The sequence below is a fragment of the Vibrio sp. Vb1755 genome (assembly GCF_033338635.1).
Taxonomy (GTDB): domain Bacteria; phylum Pseudomonadota; class Gammaproteobacteria; order Enterobacterales; family Vibrionaceae; genus Vibrio; species Vibrio alginolyticus.
The window spans coordinates 1-1,133 of sequence record NZ_JAWOTA010000288.1 but is presented as its reverse complement, the minus strand read 5'-3'; the positions used below and the strand labels follow the sequence as shown (position 1 = coordinate 1,133).

The 1,133-nt window shown below is 47.7% G+C and carries 1 protein-coding gene; it reads right to left on the bottom strand.

Translation table 11 applies throughout. The features are described from left to right. Positions 1–57: 57 nt before the first annotated feature. Positions 58–1,133: lactate dehydrogenase (locus tag R7E00_RS24600; RefSeq protein WP_318124833.1), on the bottom strand; the 1,076-nt coding region annotated here is incomplete at its 5' end.

The window sequence follows — 1,133 nt, the reverse complement described above, 5'->3', positions numbered from 1 at the left end:
GTGCCGTAATGTATACCGTCACTGCCCCTAATTACCACATCTAAATGAGTTAAATAGTTACGATAGGAGCTGCTTAATGGTTAGAGGTGCGTCAGTGACTTCTAGCCTTTGTGCGGCAGTAAGACCTTGTTTGTCCTGATAGCACAAATTATGCCAAGCTCTGAATATATCTAAAAGAGGTAAAATTCCGGCAGGTCGCAATTTGCGACGTGGCTCGTTAATGAAACTTTCGAACAACAGCTGGAAGCGATTTTGATAGAACTGCACATGGCGAGTTGTTGCAACGTTAAACCACTTTTCTGGTTCATTTTTATCGCCAGCAAGGTAGCAAATGCCTTTGTGGCTTTCGCCTTGACTGGAGATCGCCCAGCGATCGCGCCACCAACTCATGTAGGCAATATCCACTTTGCCAACCGGAGCGGTCATGTCCCAGCCAGCGTCTTCTTCTACATACATCAGATCGACGTTTTTCTCTTGAATACGAGACAAACAAACGCTCAACGCTGCGGAGCGGAGCAGGGGATCTTGTGGCATGTAAATCGAAACCCGCTTGTTAGGGCAACACATATCAAGTACATGCAAATAGTGCGCGTACGAGGTGTAAGGAGGACGAACTAACGCGCCTTTCGATGGGTAATGAAATACCGATAAGTTACCGAGCGGATCTTCGACGTTACCACGAGCCAAAATCGTTTGGTATTTTTGGTCAATACGCTCTCTAAGGTGATTAGAAGGTTCCGCTGGTGGCTCACTTGCTTCCGCTGTGTACTCTTGAGAGACAAAACGAGAAACTTCGTCGTACGGGTTGTGATCCAGCGTCGCGATAGGTTCTTCATCCGAAGAGTAGTTCACGTGTTGGCAAAGAATGTAGCCCGAGTGCGCTTCACCAGACACAATCCAGTACACTCCATTATTGCTGTGTGGCTGCAAGGCAATGTAGCTGGAAGCCAACTCGTAGTGACTGGCGTGATTAACCCAACGAGCATCAATGGTCGCGAGCTTACGACGACAACGACTGGCGATGTGGTCAACGTGATCATAAAACGTTTTTGGGTTGATGCTGAGTTTGCGGCAAATTTCGCGCACGGAATAACCGGTGAACAAAAGGCCCATCAGGTTTTCTTGAAACTGCA